The sequence below is a fragment of the Pedobacter sp. GW460-11-11-14-TSB4 genome (assembly GCF_059423705.1).
Genome location: NZ_JBWKYI010000010.1, coordinates 151,913 through 169,678, shown reverse-complemented (window position 1 = coordinate 169,678; position 17,766 = coordinate 151,913). Strand labels below are relative to the sequence as shown.

Sequence of the window (17,766 nt, the reverse complement as noted above, 5' to 3'; positions counted from 1 at the left end):
TTTATATGCTAATCAATAGACTGTATTTCATTTAGCGATGTCCTATTGTACACACCTAGGTTTACTTTTCTTTTAAAAGATGCTTTTAAAATAGTTCCTGTCTTGAAATTTATTTCATGTGCCGTAGATTCTGAAACTTCATAATCAATATTTTTAAATTGCTTTTCTATTGTTTTTGCATCGTTTTTATTGCCTTTTATAAAAAAATCTTTTACCGCTTTAGTTAAAGCCACACCATCTGCGATTTTGCTGCTTTCAATTCTGCAGATGGATTTCTGCTGATCAATATCAGTACATTTAACTCTTTCTATTGCATTAAAAGGTGCTCCGCCTAAAGCATTAGGAACAAGAACATTATTTACAACTTCTTCATTAAGCTTAAAGCTGTGATCGAAACAATAGTGGTAAAACTTTATGGGCTTTAAAATTGCTGATCCAATGCCTTGTGGAGTAGAAATCAGGCGTTTAGCACTATTAAGCAATATTTTGTAGTTTGGATCGGAGGTTGTAGCCATCAATTTATCGATAGTTTTATCTGCAACAGTTCTTAATTCATCCTCATTAACAAGAGAAATAAATTTCCCATAGCCCGAAAATTTTATGCTGATTTTCTTGTTTACCAGACTGGCAAGTAGAACATTTTCTATAATCTTATCCTTGCTGGCCAGTTTAGCATTTGTAAAAGTCCATTCAATTAAAAGTTCATCTTCGTTCTTTTCTACTACCCTGAAATTTGCATCAAAATTAGATATGTATTGAATAGATATTTTGTTAGCAATATCGGTTGTGGTACTTTTAAGTGAAATTTTATGGACCTCATCTTTTTCCCAATGGGGATAAATATCTAACTCTGTTTTTTCACTTTGTGCAACTGATAAAAATGGTAGTAGGAGTAATAATAATTTCAGCAGGATCGGGTAAGACTTCATTTTGAGGGCTTGATTTGGATTAGTGAAGCAAAAATAGAATAAACATTGAAAACCTTACAATTTGCCATTCATAAAGTTTGTACTTATGGGAGGAATATAATTGGCTTTACCAGTAGCTTAAAAATTAAATGGTTACTATAAAAAGCTTTACGATCTGCAATTCTCGTCAAAAGATATAGCTAAAGTTTAGACGCTTTATTCCCGAGGATTTTCTTAATTTAACAGCTTCTTAAATCCTATAGGAAGATGAAACCGTTAAAATTACTTGCCTTATTCTTGTTTTCGGCTTTAACCCTGCAAGTTTCTGCTCAGCAGAAAAAATATGTAATGGTTATTCACGGCGGTGCCGGCACCATTCTCAAAAAGAATATGACTGCCGAAAAGGAGGCCGCTTATATTGCTGTTTTAACACAAGCTTTGCAGGCAGGTTATGCCGAAATTAAAGCAGGAAAAAGCAGCATGGATGCCGTAGAAGCCACGATTCATGTGATGGAAAACGATCCTCACTTTAATGCAGGAAAAGGTGCCGTTTTTACGCATGATGGCAGAAACGAACTCGATGCGGCAATAATGGATGGTAAAACTTTAATGGCAGGATCGGTTGCCGGAGTAACCACCATTAAAAATCCAATTTCGGCAGCAAGGGCTGTGATGGAAAAATCAGAACACGTGATGATGGTGGGTGCGGGTGCTGAGCAGTTTGCTAAAGAAGTAGGACTGGAAATCGTAGATCCAAAATACTTCTGGACTAAAGAGCGCTGGGATGGTTTGCAAAAAGCCATTAAAGAAGATTCGACAAAAGCAGTACTCGATCATGGAAACAAGAAATCGGAATTACTGGGAAGCAAAAATCACGATTATAAATTTGGTACGGTGGGTTGTGTGGCCTTAGATCAAGCGGGTAACTTAGCTGCAGGAACCTCAACCGGTGGTATGACCAACAAAAAATATGGCCGGGTAGGCGATGCGCCTATTATTGGTGCCGGTACCTATTGCAATAACGAAACCGCAGGTATTTCCTGTACCGGTTGGGGCGAATTTTACATCCGCAATGTGGTGGCCAAAACCATTTCCGATTTAATGGAATACAAGGGTTTATCCGTTGCCGAAGCTTCGAAAATAGCCTTAGATAAAGTAGGAAAAATGGGGGGCGATGGTGGCTTAATTGCTTTAGATAAAAAAGGTAACGTAGCACTGCCCTTTAATACCGAGGGAATGTACAGAGGTACCATAACAGCTGACGGAAAAATTGAAGTCAGCATTTATAAATAACGAAATCGCTTTTTAAGTTAGGTTTTAAGCTATTGTGCCACTAAATAGAAAAATACGCATATCTTTCCTTACTCACACCAGGTAAATGACAGTTACAGAATTTATAAAGAAAGTATTTTCCAATTTAACCTTTCAGGTTTTATTGGCCATCATCATTGGAATCTACGTTGGTGCTTACTTTCCTGGTTTTGCACCCACCGCTAAATTAATCAGTCAGGGTTTTATTAACCTGATTAGCATGTTAATTGCACCAATTATTTTCTTTACCATTGTTTTAGGTATTGCGCATATGGGCGATATGAAAAAGGTGGGCAGGGTAGGCGGCAAGGCACTGTTATATTTCGAAATTGTGAGCACAGTAGCCATTGCAATTGGTTTATTGGTAGCCAATGTTTTAAAGCCCGGTGCCGGAATGATTGCTAAGGCTGGCGATGCTACCAAAATTGCAGGTTATGCTGAACAGGCAAAAGACATGAATTGGGCCGAATTCTTCCTGCATATTATTCCGCATAATATTATAGCCTCATTTGCCGAAGGCAATATTTTACAGATTTTATTGTTTGCCATTCTTTTTGGTTATGGACTGAATAAACTGGGTGGCGAAGGTACCACAGTTTTGAATGCCTTTGATAAAATATCGAAGGTGTTATTTAAAATTATGAAGCTGATTATGCGTTTAGCACCAATTGGTGCTTTCGGCGGAATGGCTTTCAGCATTGGTACTCATGGTCTGGAAAGTATAGTGGGCATGGCCAAACTCATGGGTTCGGTTTATTTAACCTGCTTCCTGTTTATTTTCGTGATTTTAAACGGAATTTGCCGTTACTATAACTTTAGCCTCTGGGCTTACCTGAAGTATATCCGTCAGGAAATTTTAATTGTATTGGGTACCTCCTCATCAGAATCTGCCTTGCCGAGTATGATGCAGAAAATGGAAGCCATCGGTTGCGATAAATCGGTTGTTGGTTTGGTTATTCCTACGGGTTATTCATTCAACCTGGATGGAACAGCAATTTATCTGGCCATGGCCGTTATATTTCTCTGTCAGGTTTTTCATGTGGATTTAACGCTTGGACAGCAGATCACCGTCTTAGGTGTGTTGATGATAACTTCAAAAGGTGCTGCAGGGGTAACTGGTAGTGGTTTTATTGTTTTGGTATCAACCTTAACGGCCTTAAAAATTATGCCGATTGAACATATTTCGATATTAATCGGTGTAGATCGTTTTATGAGCGAAGCCAGAGCGATAACCAACGTAATTGGAAACGGTGTGGCTACCATCGTAATTGCTAAAAGCGAAAAACAGTTTGATGAGCAGAAGTATTTAAAAGCTATTCAACCCGCAATGATAGAAAAAGCAGAGGAAGTGTAGTTTGGAGTTTTCAGTTTGGAGTTTTCAGTTCTGGGTGCAGATAATTTAGCCACGGAAGCACAGAAATCACGGAAAATTTCTTGTATTTATGTTATAGTAAATCTTTGTTTTTATAGCACAAGCAAAAGCCTTCTACCCTTCGCCTTCACACCTTCAACCTTTTTTATGTACCTTTGCAGCAGAAACATGCACACAGCTTGTTTAATTAATCCATAGCACATTGGCTCAAGAAGAACAAAATAACCGCAAAGAAAAAAGCGAGTTACACCCACGCAACAAACACCGTTCGCGTTACAATTTCAAACAACTTACAGCAACCTCAAAAGAATTAAAACGTTTCGTTTTTAAAAACGAACATAATGACGATTCTATCGATTTTGCAGATCAAAGTGCCGTTAAAGCACTTAACAGAGCGTTGTTGAAGTATTTTTATAACATTTCGCAATGGGATATCCCTGCCGATTTTCTTTGTCCGCCAATTCCCGGCCGGGCCGATTATATCCACTATGTTGCTGATCTTTTGGGGTCGAGCAATAAAGGTAAAAACCCTAAAGGAGCCAATATTAATGTATTGGATATTGGTGTAGGGGCCAACTGTATTTACCCCATTATCGGTCACCAGGAATATGGCTGGAGTTTCGTAGGTTCTGAGATCGATCCACTTTCAGTTGATTCGGCAAAACGTATTATTGAAGCCAACAAACCCTTACAAGGGGCGGTAGAAATCCGTCAGCAATCTTCAAAAATGGGCATTTTCAGAGGTGTTGTAGGCGGTAAAGAAAGATTCGATGCAGTGGTTTGTAATCCGCCGTTTCATGCTTCGTTAAAAGAAGCCGAGCAGGGTACCCGTCAGAAATGGCGTAACCTGGGTGGTAACGAAAAAGAAGTAAAACACGTATTAAACTTTGGGGGTAATAAAGCCGAGCTTTGGTGTCCGGGTGGTGAGCGTGCTTTCGTAGAGCAGATGATTATCCAGAGCGAGCAGATCAAAAATCAGGTGTTATGGTTTACTTCATTGGTATCAAAAAGTGCCAATTTAAAAAGTATTTATAGCGCTTTGGTGAAAGCAAATGCTTTTGAGGTAACCACCGTTCAAATGAGCCAGGGACAAAAAATCAGCCGTTTCGTTGCATGGACCTTCCATGATGAAGCTGCCCAGGCCGAGTGGGTAAAAGCCTGGAAAACGGAACCAAAACCTAAAGCAGATAGTCCTAAGACTGAAGCAAAAGGTCTTTAGTCGGAAATATAAATCATTAAAAAGCCGTTCCGATTTTACATCAGAACGGCTTTTTGTTTGTATGCGTTAGTCGGGATTTGCAATCCCGATTCAAGAGCTAAGGATTTACAATCCTTTAGATGGGTTCTAGAGCGTTGTAGTAATTAACCGCCAAAACCGTCAAGCTTTTTAAGAAGAGGGTGAGCTGCAAGTATAGAACTGTTTGCTCAAAACTGTAAAATACCAGCTGAGCACTGTTAACTGATCTTAGTGTCAAAGAGGTATCCAACCAAAGCGGTTACTGCCATGGCAACAGTTCCCCAGAAACAGATCCGTAATACTCCTTTAATCATACCAGAGCCTCCTGCCTTTGCTGCAATTGCGCCTGATAAAGCCAAAAACACAATGGCGAAACCATATTGATAAAACACCATCGATTTGATAGGAGCAAGAAAAGCAACAAGAAAGGGTAGGATGCCACCGCTAATGAAAGATGCGCCCGAGGCAAAAGCGGCTTGAAGTGGCTTGGGTTGGGTAATTTCGTTAATGCCCAGTTCATCTCTTGCATGTGTGGCCAAGGCATCCTTTTCCGTCAGTTTTATGGCTACCTGCATGGCCAGATCTTCATCCAGTCCCTGTGCAACATATATCTTGGCGAGCTCTTTCAGCTCCAATTCGGGCATGGTTTCGAGTTCTATTTTCTCGCGTGCCAGATCAGCCTTTTCAATATCCGACTGCGAACTTACCGAAACATATTCACCAGCAGCCATCGATAACGCACCCGCAACCAGACCGGCCAGTGCCGCCAGTACAATTGGGCTTCTCGTATCGCTGGCTGCGGCAATACCAATAACCAGACTGGTTGTAGAAATTATGCCATCGTTGGCACCAAGTACCGCTGCCCTTAGCCAGCCCGTTCTATTGGTGTAATGCTTTTCTAATTCCATTTCTGGTGATGTGTGCGCTATTCTTTTCGGTCTGCAGAGTCAAAACCCCTTATTTCCCGAATATCATCATTTCTTTTCGTAAACAATCAAAATAGTCAGGTCGTTACCTACATTTGGGGCAATACCGTGCGAACTGCCCGGACGGGTTAAAATGGCATCACCAGGTTTAACTGCAAACGTTTTCCCGTTCATCTGCATGGTTCCGTTTCCACTGAGCACATAATAAATTTCATCTTCTTTTTGCAAATGATAACCTATAGCAGAACCCGATTTTAAAGTACGTTTTTTAAATACGGTTTTCAGGCTTTTGGCCTCACTAAAAAAATTAAAACCGATGGTTTTACCACCGCCATTGTGTGTTCCTGGTTCTTCTTTGGCTACTTCAACATCGTTTTGTAGGATATATTTGGTTGTATCACTATTCTGCGCACGTGCATTCATAGAAATGAAAGCAGCAGCGAAAACAGCGGCGATAGGGATTAATTTTTTGATCATATGGTTTTATAAGTAGTCTTTATCTTTAGTCTTTCAGCTCGAAAAGTAAATTTAGGCGTTTTGCATGGATGTTGCCACAAGCACCAGCACTTTGTTACTAAACCCGCTCTCCAAAAGTGCTGAACTGCTCATTTCCTAATCCTAAGTATTAATGTTTTTGATTTGAAAACGTATGGTTTGCCGTTCTTAGGTCAGGTTTATAACCGAAAGGTTTGCTGCTGTTATAGCGCCTAAGGCACGCCTGTAGCTTTAGTCTTTCCGCTTTGGCCTTTAGTCTAAATGTTTCCTATTCATTTTGCTATTACAATCTATATAGCGGGCTACAGCAGCCATAAACCATTTCCTTACATTTTACTGAAAAAACAGACTAAATAATGTGGTTTTAGATTTGAATTCCAGTTCAATAATATTAGCTTTGCACAAAAAAAATATTGATACATGAGCGTTTTAGTAAATAAAGATTCTAAGGTTATCGTTCAGGGTTTTACCGGAAACGAAGGAACTTACCACGCTGAGCAGATGCTGGCCTATGGTACAAACGTAGTTGGTGGTGTAACGCCTGGCAAAGGTGGGCAATTGCATTTAGAAAAGCCTGTTTTTAATACTGTTAAAGATGCCGTTGATAAAACGGGTGCAAATGTATCTATCATTTTTGTGCCACCAGCTTTTGCTGCTGATGCAATTATGGAAGCTGCCGAAGGTGGTATTAAAGTTATTGTTTGTATTACTGAAGGTATCCCGACTAAGGATATGATTCAGGTTAAAGAATATATTGCTGATCGCGATGTTACCCTTATCGGCCCTAACTGTCCGGGTGTAATCACTGCTGATGAAGCTAAAATTGGTATCATGCCAGGTTTTATCTTCAAAAAAGGTCACGTAGGTGTGGTTTCTAAATCAGGAACTTTAACTTACGAAGCAGTAGACCAGGTGGTTAAAGCGGGTTTAGGTATTACAACGGCTATCGGTATCGGTGGTGACCCGATTATCGGAACACCAACTGTAGAAGCAGTTAAATTATTAATGAACGACCCTGAAACTCACGGTATCATCATGATTGGTGAAATTGGTGGTGGAATGGAAGCTGAAGCTGCCCGTTGGATTAAAGAAAACGGTACTAAACCTGTTGTAGGTTTCATCGCTGGTCAAACTGCGCCTCCGGGACGTAGAATGGGCCATGCTGGTGCTATTGTTGGTGGTGCTGACGATACTGCAGCTGCAAAAATGAAAATCATGCGTGAGTGTGGTATCCGTGTAGTAGAAAGTCCTGCTGAAATCGGTGCTGCAATGGCAGAAGAATTAGCCAAATAAGATTTAAAAATCTCATTATAGAAAAGCGTTTCGATTAAGTTCGGGACGCTTTTTGTTTTTACATGGCGCTGCAGAAACATAGGAGAAAAATTAGTTGCCACGGAAACATAGAAGCACTGAAAAGAATAGGTTTTAAATTGTAATAGGTTTTAACCTCGATTGCGCTAAGGTTTGTTAACCTCCCTCTCCTCCTGGAGAGGGACATGCAGAAAATGAACATATCGCCCAAACTTTGTCAGGGTGAGGTTCTGCACCTAAAACTGTCAACTCCTAACTGAAAACTCGCAACTCCCAGCTAAATTATCATCCCTTTGTAAACACTCATACAAAGCACTAAACCAGTAAACCAAAACCACATCTATAACGTATATTGAGGTATGAAAACGATGTTAAATAAACTATTTTTGCTTTCTGCTGTTGTTTTAATAACAGGTGTTTCAGCTTGTGCGCAAAAGCAAGATAAGAAAGCCGTAAAACAATCGAAGGAAACAGAACAAATCATACCAAAGAAGAAAATGAACTGGAATCCATTAACACCCGAAGAAGAAAGAGTAATTGTAAATAAAGGTACAGAATATCCTGGTACAGGTAAATATGAACATACAACAGATAAAGGAACTTATACCTGTAAACGTTGTAATGCGGCCTTATACCGTTCGGAAAGTAAGTTCGATGCACATTGTGGCTGGCCTGCTTTCGACGATGAAATTAAAGGCGCTGTAAAGCGTATTCCTGATGCCGATGGTTCGCGTACAGAAATTGTTTGCGCCAACTGTGGTGCGCATTTAGGGCACGTATTTTTGGGCGAAGGATTTACCAATAAAGACACCCGTCATTGTGTAAATTCAATCTCCATGAATTTCGTGCCGGATAAAAAATAAGGTGGATGTAGAAGGGTTAGGTAGAGGCGTATGGCGACAAGCTGTACGCCTTTTTTAATGCACAAAATCGGGCTGTTTTTCCACAAATTGTTGATTATAAACTAAATGCTTATATTTGCAGGCTCGATAAAGAAAATTTAGCCTATGAAGTATCTGCTGTTATTAAGTTTTTGTTTCCTGTTTTTACTCGGTAAAGCACAAGATTCTGATTCATCAAACGAACCAGATAGTATCAAAAAAACAGTTCTCGCCACTTATTATCACAGAAAATTCGAAGGCCGCCGAACCACCAGCGGCGCTAAATACAGGGCAAAAAAATTAACGGCCGCCCACCGTACCCTGCCATTCGGCACCCTCGTTACCGTAACCAATCCAGATAACGGAAAATCGGTCGTTGTAAAGGTAAATGACCGTGGTCCATTCTCTAAAAGATTAGCGATAGATTTGTCTGAACGTGCTGCAAAACAGATTGGTATCTATCGTAAAGGCATTGCTAAAGTAAGCCTGAGTTACACGGTTGAGTAATACTCTTTTTAGCTCTATTCTGGGCTTATTATACCCCTCAAATTTAAGTTATTAACACTCATTTTGGTTTGCTAAACCCTTGAAAAGAAACGATTAGCTTTTTTTTCGCTTGAAAATGATATTTGGCTGATCGTTTTTCCCCAGCAATTGGGTAGGGTGTTAACAACTTTGGTTCACAAAAAAGGGCCACCGTATATATATTTGTTATAACAAAGTTCTTTAACTTCTTGCGCTTGAAAACAAATATAAAAGCTTAGTTTTTAGTAATTTATACGTATATCACTCTGATTGCAATTTTAAATTTTCCTAACTAAAAACTCAGTTGTTTGCCAGGCAATAGGGTTAGCACTTTCACAACAGCGTTTTGATAAAAGACATTACAATCATCATATAAAATTGATGGATGCGTGCCTTTGTCGGCTCTGTTAAAAAAATAGAATTAAAAATATCAGCGTATGGAACAGGAATTATTACTACAAGAAAACAAAGATAGATTTGTGCTTTTGCCGATTAAGTATCCGGCAATCTGGGAAATGTATAAAAAGACCGAAGCTAGTTTTTGGACTGCAGAAGAGATTGATCTTTCTGACGATCAGAAACACTGGGACAATTTAAATGATGGCGAAAGACATTTCATTTCTCACATCCTTGCTTTCTTTTCTGCTAGTGATGGTATCGTGAACGAAAATCTTGCAGTAAACTTCATGAGTGAGGTTCAATTGCCAGAAGCACGTTGTTTTTATGGTTTCCAGATTATGATGGAAAACATCCATGCCGAAACCTACGCCCTGTTAATCGATACTTATATTAAAGATCCTGAAGAAAAAGACCGTTTGTTCCACGCGATTGATACTGTTCCTGCAGTAAAAAGAAAAGCAGAATGGGCTTTACGCTGGATTGAAAACGGAACTTTTGCCGAACGTTTAGTGGCATTTGCTGCGGTTGAAGGTATTTTCTTCAGCGGAAGTTTCTGCTCTATTTTCTGGTTGAAAAAACGTGGCTTAATGCCAGGCTTAACTTTCAGTAACGAGTTGATCTCGAGAGACGAAGGCTCGCACTGCGAATTTGCCTGTTTATTGTACAGCATGCTGAGCAATAAATTAAGCGAAGAAGCAGTTCACGGAATCATTAGTGATGCGGTAGAAATTGAAAAAGAATTTATTACCGATGCCTTACCAGTAGCGCTAATTGGTATGAATGCCAAATTAATGAGCCAATATATTGAGTTTGTGGCCGATAGATGGTTACAGGAGCTGGGTTACAAAAAAATCTATAATGCAACCAATCCATTCGATTTTATGGAAATGATTTCATTGCAGGGTAAAACCAATTTCTTCGAAAAACGTGTTGGCGATTATCAGAAAAGTGGTGTGTTAACCTCTGCTGATAATAACAAACAGGCGTTCTCTTTAGACGAGGACTTTTAAGGTAGCGGGCGAAAGGTATTATCTTAATACCCGCCGCTTAAATCTTGATACTGATTAAATAAATAATAAAAAATACAAAAGTGATGATTAAGTCTTGACGCTTGATAATCACGACTTAATAAAAAACTTAAATCTCATAAAATATGTTCGTACTAAAAAGAGATGGCCGCAAAGAAGCGGTGCAATTTGACAAAATCACAGCTCGTATTCAAAAGTTGTGCTATAGTTTAAATTCAGATCTGGTAGATCCAATCGATGTAGCCAAAAAGGTGATCGAAGGTTTATACGATGGTGTAACTACATCTGAGTTGGATAACCTTGCTGCAGAAACAGCTGCATCGTTAACAACCAAACATCCTGATTATGCTTTGCTGGCATCGCGTATTGCGGTTTCGAACTTGCATAAAAACACCACTAAATCATTCTCGGGTACGATGAAAATGTTGTACGAATATTTCGACCCGAAAGCGCAGAAAGAGGCACCTCTTATCGCTGATGATGTTTATGAGATTATAGAAAAAAACAAGGACATTTTAGATAGTTCTATCATTTACGACCGCGATTTCGGTTTCGATTATTTCGGTTTTAAAACTTTAGAAAAATCTTACCTTTTAAAAGTTAACGGACAGATTGTAGAACGCCCGCAACATTTATTTATGCGTGTTTCTGTTGGTATCCATAAAGAAGATATCGAAAGTGCCATCAAAACCTATAACTTGATGAGTGAGCGTTGGTTTACACATGCTACGCCAACTTTATTTAATGCCGCTACACCAAAACCTCAAATGTCATCATGCTTCCTGTTAACCATGCAGGATGATAGCATCGAAGGTATTTACGATACATTAAAACAAACCGCTAAAATTTCACAAAGTGCTGGTGGTATTGGTTTAAGTATCCACAATATCCGTGCAACTGGCTCGTACATTGGTGGTACAAACGGTACAAGTAACGGTATTATCCCAATGTTACGTGTATTTAACGATACTGCCCGTTACGTAGATCAGGGTGGAGGTAAACGTAAAGGCGCCTTTGCTATTTATTTAGAGCCGTGGCATGCCGATGTTTTCGAATTCTTAGACTTACGTAAAAACCACGGTAAAGAAGAAATGCGTGCACGTGATTTGTTCTATGCCCTTTGGATTAACGATTTGTTTATGCAACGTGTTAAAGATAATGGCGATTGGACATTATTCTGCCCGCACGAAGCGCCAGGTTTAGCAGATTGTTTCGGCAAGGAATTCGAAGATTTATATACTAAATACGAAGCTGAAGGCCGTGGCCGTAAAACCATTAAAGCACAGGAGCTTTGGTTTGCTATTTTAGATTCGCAAATCGAAACCGGTACACCATATATGTTGTTTAAAGATGCAGCGAACAGCAAATCTAACCAACAGAACTTAGGTACCATTAAAAGTTCTAACCTGTGTACCGAAATTATTGAGTACACTTCTAAAGATGAGGTTGCAGTTTGTAACTTAGCTTCATTGGCATTGCCTCGTTTCGTAATCAACGGAGCTTTCGATCACCAAAAATTATACGATGTAACTTATCAGGCTACTTTAAACCTGAACAAAATCATCGATCATAACTATTACCCGGTACCAGAAGCTGAAAACTCAAACATGCGTCACCGTCCGGTTGGTTTAGGTGTGCAGGGTTTGGCTGATGCCTTTATCTTATTGCGTTTACCTTTCGAAAGTGATGAGGCTAAACGTTTAAATAAAGATATTTTCGAAACAATTTATTTTGCTTCGATGACGGCTTCACACGATTTAGCGGTGAAACATGGTCCTTACCAAACATTTAAAGGTTCTCCACTATCAAAAGGTAAATTCCAGTTCGATTTATGGAATGTTACACCAGATAGCGGTCGTTGGGACTGGAATGCATTGCGCAAAAAAGTAGTTAAAGATGGGGTGTATAACTCTTTATTGGTTGCACCAATGCCAACTGCATCTACTTCTCAGATTTTAGGTAACAACGAATGTTTCGAACCATATACTTCTAACATTTACACCCGCCGTGTATTAAGTGGAGAGTTTGTAGTGGTAAACAAACACTTATTGAAAGATTTAGTGGCCTTAGGTTTATGGAATAACGATATGAAAAACCAGATCATATTGGCTAACGGTTCAATCCAGGCGATAGATTCAATTCCAGATTACATTAAAGAATTGTATAAAACCGTTTGGGAGATCAAGATGCGTAACATCATCGATATGGCGGCCGATCGTGGTGCCTATATCTGCCAATCGCAATCATTAAACTTGTTCGTAAACGCACCAAATACTTCAAAATTAACTTCAATGCACTTCTACGCATGGGAGAAAGGTTTAAAAACCGGTATGTATTACTTGCGTACTCAGGCAGCTTCTCAAGCCGTTAAATTTACGGTAGAGAACCAGGGTGGTAAAGCCATTGAAGCGGTTATCCCAGCTGAAATGACACAAGACCAGGTTGCTGAAGAAATCGTTGACGGACCAGTTTGTTCAATGGAAGAAGGCTGTATCAGCTGCTCAGGCTAGTCCCGAGCAATCATCATACTAAGGTTGTTTAGGTCTCCTCAAGATAGAATCTTAAAGGAGATCATCTAAAACACCCTCCAATACAAAAGCCCGGTACATGGTATCGGGCTTTTTTTTATCGCTGATTTTTAGTAATCGCAATCCAATCAGTGTAATGGGTTTCACCAAGAAAAACAGCCGCTTCGGGCACTAACGTGTCGGCAGTTAACAATGCCCCCGAATATGGCGCCTCAACATCAGATGTTACCTCATCATTTTGGTGAGTGGCCTGCAAGTATTGCCTTATCCAGATGGCCATATCATATTTTTCAGGTCCGCCAATTTCAAGAATTTGGTTAGCGGGCTTTTCCAAAGCTATTTTGGCCATAAAAGCAGCTACATCTTTACTGGCAATAGGTTGAATGTTGGCTGCAGGTAGGATTACTTTTCCATCAGTGATGCTCATTTGAACAATGCCTCCTGCAAATTCAAAAAACTGGGTAGCATGAACAAGGGTATAGGGGATGCCTGATGCTTTGATCAAGTCTTCCTGCACTTGTTTGGCACGAAAATAACCGCTGGCCTGGAGTTTTTGGGTGCCCACTACAGATAAGGCAATATGATGCTGTACCCCAGCTGCCTTTGCCATAGGCAACAGATTTTCATTGGAAGTTTTGAAAAAGTTCATTACGGCAGTATCTTCAAAAGATGGCGAGTTAGATACATCTATCACTACTTGTGCCCCTTGCAATACTTCTTTTAAACCTTCGCCAGTAAGTGTGTTCACTCCTTTATTGGGCGAGGCAGCGATCACCTCATGTCCGCTGTTTTGTAATTGATTTACGATTTGGTTACCAATAAGGCCGGTACCGCCGATAACTACTATTTTCATAATCTTTGCTAGGATAAATTGTGCTATACAAAGATGAACAGTACCTGGCAAGAAAAACTTAAGCTAGTTTAAGAAAGCTAAATGTAGCTTAGGTACTTAAAAGCAATTATAATGTAGAGGTTTGGGCAAACGCTCAAAACCTTTTTGATGAAATAAAAAATAACTACTGGTCCCACCATACTTTTGTACTTGTTAGTCGGCTCCATCGCAATAGACTTAGCAACCAATCATATTTTTAGTGCAAAAAAAGACTTTTAATGGATTAAATAATGGCATGAAAAAATAAAGACTACTAAATCTATAGAATTACTTGCTTATAGGGAAATAACTATTATCTTTGCACAAGATTTAAAAAGAAAATTGAAGTGTAAAAAGCAGGGGAGTTAACCCCCGCTAATTAGAATGAAATCAGTACGTAACGCCAATCACATTACTGATTAAGAATTCTTTGTTTTAATTAATTGTACCATTAACAAAAACAGTCAAATATATGGAAAAATTTTCCTTACCCTCATCATGTCACCTTGCTTTAACTTTGCAGGTGCAAAAAATCTTTTCTAAAAATAGAGGTACCCTAAGTTGTTGGGGCTATTGTCGAATGCCTAACTAGGCTGTTCATTCTATTCCAATAAAATCAGGTACGCCAGTCCGGGCTGAGATTATTTTATGCAAATAATCCGATAGCTTTCAGCCGGTTTCGTTAAGCTAACTCATGCTATTTAAAGCCTGTGGTGGCCGCGTATTGCGTAATAAATTCCAAACAAAAATTTTTAAAAACAAGGGTTTCGTTATTGAAATCCCTTAAATCCCCATAAAAACTAATCATGAATAATAACCGAAAGCGAAGGGAGACATCAAGCCTTTGCGATAAAAGACGAAACGCATTAACAACTAATTACCGAAGTCAAATTTGCTATACTTTAATGTTATTGGCAACTGGTATTGCATTAAACCTGGGGCTTTCTGTAACCGTTAAAGCGCAACAGACAATCCCATTAGTACAATCTAAATTAGTAGGTACTGTATTAGATGAGAAAACTAAAGACCCCTTAATTGGTGTCTCTGTTCAAATTAAAGGTACAACTCACGTTGCACAAACAAATGCACAAGGAATATTTAGTTTCATTACCGGGCAAAAATTCCCATATACTTTAGTCGTTAGCTATATAGGCTATCAAAAACAAGAATTAATAGTGGATGGAAGTCCTGTAAATATCTTATTAAAAGAGGAAAATGGACAGCTGAACGAAATTGTTGTGGTGGGCTACGGTACACAAAAGCGTAAGGACTTAACCGGAGCCATTGCTTCTGTAAAATTAGATGAACTGAAAAGTTTACCAGTAAGTTCGCCTGAGCGCCTGTTGCAAGGTACGGTTTCTGGTATTCAGGTAACGCAAACTTCCGGACAACCTGGTGGGGGTGTTAGCGTACAAATCAGGGGTAGTAACTCTATTACTGCTGGAAGCGATCCGCTTTATGTAATTGATGGTTTTCCAATAAATAACGACAATACTGCTGCAGACGCAGGCGTAACCAACGGCGCAAAAATAAACCCAATGTCTTTTTTGAGTGCTGAAGATATCGAATCTATCGATGTATTGAAGGATGCCTCAGCTACGGCCATTTATGGCTCCAGGGGAGCCAATGGTGTAGTTATTATTACGACGAAAACGGGTAAACCCAGCAACCCATCAATTAATTACGATGGTTATTACGGCAGTCAAAGCGTAATCCGAACGTTGCCTTTGTTAAACGGTGCGCAATGGTGGGCACTACGTAAAGATGCAGCTAAAAACTCAGGTAAAAATCTGGTCATTCCGTCGGTAAGTGGTTATGGTTTAGATACTACTGGTGTGGGTACCGATTGGCAGGCAGCTGCATTTAGAGATGCACCTGTACAAAACCATAACATTTCAATCCTTTCGGGCTCTGAACGTACGCGTTTTGCATTGTCTGGTAACTATTTTAACCAGGAAGGTGTATTGCAGAATACCAATTTTACCAGGTATGCGGGTAGATTAAACATAGACCATGAGTATAATAAAAGACTGAGGATTTTTGCCAGTGTAATTGGAAGTAGCACCACGGCAAATGTGGCACCAGCTAATATTGTAGGTAACCTATTGCTTACGCCACCATCTTTACCTATTTATAAAAACGATGGCACATTTGTAGTCATCAGCCCCTTTGAGTCGGCTTTACAAAATCCAATCAACTCTTTGTATAATCAAATTAATCAAACAAAAACCAATCGCTTTTTAGGTAACGTTTCTGCTGAATATACCATCGCGGAAGGCTTAAAAGCAAAAATTTTATTTGGTGCTGATGTAACGGACAATAAGCAAAATCGTTATTTACCAATTACCACTGGCGAGGGGCAGGCATTAAGTGGCGTTGCTACTGTAGGTAGTTTGTTCACATCATCCTGGTTAAATGAAAATACCCTAAGCTACGATAAGACATTTGCCGAGAAGCATAAAATAAATGCGGTGGTGGGTTTTACCGCTCAAAAATCCAATACTAAAGGTGCGGTAGCAGAAGGCGCAGGCTTTGCAACAGATGATTATACCTACAATAATATAGGTACTGGCGTAACGCAACGCCCGGCATCTTCAACTGCTATCCAATGGGCATTAGCCTCCTATTTAGGTCGTGTAAATTATGTATTTGATGGCCGTTATTTAGCAACCTTAACTTTACGTGCAGATGGTTCATCGCGTTTTGGTGAAGGTAATAAATGGGGTTATTTTCCATCGGCAGCTTTTGGCTGGAACGTAACCAGCGAATCTTTTGCCAAAGAATGGAAAAAGATTAGCCAACTGAAAGTGCGCTTGAGTGCGGGTTATACAGGTAACCAAAATATCCCTCCATACTCATCGTTAGGACAAATTGGCTATTACAGATATAACTTCTCGAATACAACGGTAGCTGGTTTCGCTCCTAATAACGTGGGTAATCCAAACTTAGGATGGGAAAAAACCTTGCAGGTAGATGCAGGCTTCGATTTAGGTTTATTTGATAACCGTATCGCGATAACTGCCGATTACTATTACAAAAAAACAACCGATTTATTGTTGAGCAGATCAGTTCCCGGAACTTCTGGTTTGTCTGATCCATATAATGCACAGGCATCTGTGGTTTATCAAAATATTGGCGAAGTAGCTAATAAGGGGATTGAGCTTTCGTTAACAACAAGAAATTTTATCAATGAATTTAAATGGAGCACCACTGCACTTTTCTCAGTCAACAGAAATAAAGTACTGAGCCTGGGTGATGGTGTAAACCAATATATCCCAAACAACAATGCGCCATCTATTGCTAAAGTAGGTTATCCCTTAGGCTCGTTTATCGTGTATCAAACCGATGGCGTTATTCAAGCTGGCGATGTGCCCCTTACGCCGCAGGCAAACAAATCGGCCGGAGGCCAAAAATATAAAGACTTAAACGGCGATGGGAAAATTACCCAGGGCGATGATCGTATCGTTATTGCTAATCAGCCGGGTTTTCTGGCCGGATTAACCAATACGTTCAGCTATAAAGGTTTCGATGTAAATGTTTTTCTACAGGCTAATGTAGGCGGAAAGTTATACAACCAAAATAGAGCAAATCTGGAATTGGCTACTGGTTATGTAAACGGATCTACGGAATTACTTAATAGATGGACACCAGGCAATACAAATACCGATGTAAAAGCAGCATTTCAAGATCCGGCTATCACTATTTCTGATCGTTTTATCGAGAGCTCAAGTTACTTGCGTTTGAAAAACGTATCGTTAGGTTATACGTTGCCAAAGCACATTGCTGCTAAAATTAAAACCCAAAATATCAGGATTTATGTTTCTGGTGCCAACTTGGTTACCTGGACAAAATATACTGGTTTTGATCCTGAGGCAAGTGTAAACGGACAAAGTTTATTAGCTGCCGGGGTTGATAACGGTGTATATCCGAATAGTAAATCTGTGCAGTTTGGTCTATCCCTAAGTTTATAAGAA

The 17,766-nt window shown here is 39.6% G+C and carries 13 protein-coding genes; 9 read left to right on the top strand and 4 right to left on the bottom strand.

Features of this window, described 5'->3' with window-relative positions; genetic code table 11:
• Positions 1 to 8 precede the first annotated feature (8 nt).
• Positions 9 to 929: a hypothetical protein gene (locus AC07YT_RS12565; RefSeq protein WP_086547528.1), complete on the bottom strand. Its 921-nt coding sequence runs from the start codon at positions 927 to 929 to the stop codon at positions 9 to 11.
• Between the two features lie 246 nt (positions 930 to 1,175).
• On the opposite strand from AC07YT_RS12565, the gene AC07YT_RS12560 reads away from it, so the two are divergent.
• The 3 genes from AC07YT_RS12560 to rlmF all read left to right on the top strand — a co-directional run bounded on the left by AC07YT_RS12560 (position 1,176) and on the right by rlmF (position 4,810).
• Positions 1,176 to 2,201, top strand: a complete 1,026-nt coding sequence (locus AC07YT_RS12560) for an isoaspartyl peptidase/L-asparaginase family protein (RefSeq protein WP_086547527.1) — start codon at positions 1,176 to 1,178, stop codon at positions 2,199 to 2,201.
• Between the two features lie 85 nt (positions 2,202 to 2,286).
• Positions 2,287 to 3,573 (top strand): C4-dicarboxylate transporter DctA, encoded by a 1,287-nt coding sequence (dctA, locus tag AC07YT_RS12555; protein ID WP_086547526.1) that lies wholly within the window; start codon positions 2,287 to 2,289, stop codon positions 3,571 to 3,573.
• Between the two features lie 220 nt (positions 3,574 to 3,793).
• Entirely contained in the window at positions 3,794 to 4,810 is a 1,017-nt protein-coding gene (gene rlmF, locus AC07YT_RS12550; protein ID WP_086547525.1) for a 23S rRNA (adenine(1618)-N(6))-methyltransferase RlmF, read from the top strand.
• A gap of 236 nt (positions 4,811 to 5,046) precedes the next feature.
• Here rlmF and AC07YT_RS12545 read toward each other — a convergent pair whose 3' ends face one another.
• Both AC07YT_RS12545 and AC07YT_RS12540 read right to left on the bottom strand, forming a co-directional pair.
• Entirely contained in the window at positions 5,047 to 5,736 is a 690-nt protein-coding gene (locus AC07YT_RS12545; RefSeq protein ID WP_086547524.1) for a VIT1/CCC1 transporter family protein, read from the bottom strand.
• A gap of 66 nt (positions 5,737 to 5,802) precedes the next feature.
• Positions 5,803 to 6,231 (bottom strand): cupin domain-containing protein, encoded by a 429-nt coding sequence (locus AC07YT_RS12540; RefSeq protein WP_086547523.1) that lies wholly within the window; start codon positions 6,229 to 6,231, stop codon positions 5,803 to 5,805.
• A gap of 438 nt (positions 6,232 to 6,669) precedes the next feature.
• Here AC07YT_RS12540 and sucD point away from each other — a divergent pair, with 438 nt between their 5' ends.
• The 5 genes from sucD to AC07YT_RS12515 all read left to right on the top strand — a co-directional run bounded on the left by sucD (position 6,670) and on the right by AC07YT_RS12515 (position 12,903).
• Positions 6,670 to 7,542 (top strand): succinate--CoA ligase subunit alpha, encoded by an 873-nt coding sequence (sucD, locus tag AC07YT_RS12535; protein WP_057931931.1) that lies wholly within the window; start codon positions 6,670 to 6,672, stop codon positions 7,540 to 7,542.
• A 377-nt stretch (positions 7,543 to 7,919) separates the two neighbouring features.
• Positions 7,920 to 8,423: a methionine-R-sulfoxide reductase gene (locus tag AC07YT_RS12530; RefSeq protein ID WP_086547522.1), complete on the top strand. Its 504-nt coding sequence runs from the start codon at positions 7,920 to 7,922 to the stop codon at positions 8,421 to 8,423.
• A gap of 144 nt (positions 8,424 to 8,567) precedes the next feature.
• Entirely contained in the window at positions 8,568 to 8,948 is a 381-nt protein-coding gene (locus AC07YT_RS12525) for a septal ring lytic transglycosylase RlpA family protein (RefSeq protein WP_086547521.1), read from the top strand.
• 455 nt (positions 8,949 to 9,403) lie between these two features.
• Positions 9,404 to 10,375, top strand: coding sequence for a ribonucleoside-diphosphate reductase small subunit (locus AC07YT_RS12520; RefSeq protein ID WP_025145778.1), 972 nt, complete (start codon positions 9,404 to 9,406; stop codon positions 10,373 to 10,375).
• Positions 10,376 to 10,518: 143 nt separating this feature from the next.
• Positions 10,519 to 12,903, top strand: a complete 2,385-nt coding sequence (locus AC07YT_RS12515; protein ID WP_086547520.1) for a ribonucleoside-diphosphate reductase subunit alpha — start codon at positions 10,519 to 10,521, stop codon at positions 12,901 to 12,903.
• 115 nt (positions 12,904 to 13,018) lie between these two features.
• Here the strand turns inward: AC07YT_RS12515 and AC07YT_RS12510 are convergent, their stop codons facing one another.
• Positions 13,019 to 13,774 (bottom strand): SDR family oxidoreductase, encoded by a 756-nt coding sequence (locus tag AC07YT_RS12510; RefSeq protein ID WP_086547519.1) that lies wholly within the window; start codon positions 13,772 to 13,774, stop codon positions 13,019 to 13,021.
• A gap of 824 nt (positions 13,775 to 14,598) precedes the next feature.
• Between AC07YT_RS12510 and AC07YT_RS12505 the strand changes: the two genes are divergently transcribed.
• Positions 14,599 to 17,763 carry a SusC/RagA family TonB-linked outer membrane protein gene (locus AC07YT_RS12505; RefSeq protein ID WP_494945336.1) on the top strand — a complete coding sequence of 1,055 codons (3,165 nt, stop codon included), beginning with the start codon at positions 14,599 to 14,601 and terminating at the stop codon, positions 17,761 to 17,763.
• Positions 17,764 to 17,766 lie beyond the last annotated feature (3 nt).

Coding starts and splice junctions, on each gene's coding strand:
- AC07YT_RS12565 (WP_086547528.1), bottom strand. CDS start 929: ATGAAGTCTTACCCGATCCTGCTGAAATTATTATTACTCCTACTACCA.
- AC07YT_RS12560 (WP_086547527.1), top strand. CDS start 1,176: ATGAAACCGTTAAAATTACTTGCCTTATTCTTGTTTTCGGCTTTAACC.
- dctA (WP_086547526.1), top strand. CDS start 2,287: ATGACAGTTACAGAATTTATAAAGAAAGTATTTTCCAATTTAACCTTT.
- AC07YT_RS12545 (WP_086547524.1), bottom strand. CDS start 5,736: ATGGAATTAGAAAAGCATTACACCAATAGAACGGGCTGGCTAAGGGCA.
- AC07YT_RS12540 (WP_086547523.1), bottom strand. CDS start 6,231: ATGATCAAAAAATTAATCCCTATCGCCGCTGTTTTCGCTGCTGCTTTC.
- sucD (WP_057931931.1), top strand. CDS start 6,670: ATGAGCGTTTTAGTAAATAAAGATTCTAAGGTTATCGTTCAGGGTTTT.
- AC07YT_RS12530 (WP_086547522.1), top strand. CDS start 7,920: ATGAAAACGATGTTAAATAAACTATTTTTGCTTTCTGCTGTTGTTTTA.
- AC07YT_RS12525 (WP_086547521.1), top strand. CDS start 8,568: ATGAAGTATCTGCTGTTATTAAGTTTTTGTTTCCTGTTTTTACTCGGT.
- AC07YT_RS12520 (WP_025145778.1), top strand. CDS start 9,404: ATGGAACAGGAATTATTACTACAAGAAAACAAAGATAGATTTGTGCTT.
- AC07YT_RS12515 (WP_086547520.1), top strand. CDS start 10,519: ATGTTCGTACTAAAAAGAGATGGCCGCAAAGAAGCGGTGCAATTTGAC.
- AC07YT_RS12510 (WP_086547519.1), bottom strand. CDS start 13,774: ATGAAAATAGTAGTTATCGGCGGTACCGGCCTTATTGGTAACCAAATC.
- AC07YT_RS12505 (WP_494945336.1), top strand. CDS start 14,599: ATGAATAATAACCGAAAGCGAAGGGAGACATCAAGCCTTTGCGATAAA.